The following is a 315-nucleotide window of genomic DNA, read 5'->3' on the forward strand; positions in this document are numbered from 1 at the left end:
CCTTTAAAGATCGGCCACGAGCCTATCAGGAAACCCAGGCCGAAGCGGTTGCGTATGTTGCCATGCAAAATATTGGTGTTGATACCAGTAACTACTCACTCGGGTATGTGGCCACCTGGGCCAAAGATAAAGCCGTGATCCATAGTGCTTTAAGTGAGATCCAGCAAGTGAGCAACAAAGTGATTGAACTTAGCGATGGCTTAACCAAACAATTAGGCTTACAAGAAGCCCCAAAAGAGCCTGAGCATGATCTAAAAAAGCTATCAGCCCATGATCTTAATAAGTCCTATCAAGGCTTGCAACAACAAATTCAAC

Annotated in this window: 1 pseudogene; it reads left to right on the plus strand. The window is 44.8% G+C overall.

The annotated features are described in order from the left end of the window. Nucleotides 1–315, plus strand: a pseudogene (locus tag OXT66_RS09625) (hypothetical protein); the annotation flags it as partial.

It is taken from the genome of Lentilactobacillus senioris (assembly GCF_026798195.1).
Taxonomy (GTDB): Bacteria; Bacillota; Bacilli; order Lactobacillales; family Lactobacillaceae; genus Lentilactobacillus; species Lentilactobacillus senioris_A.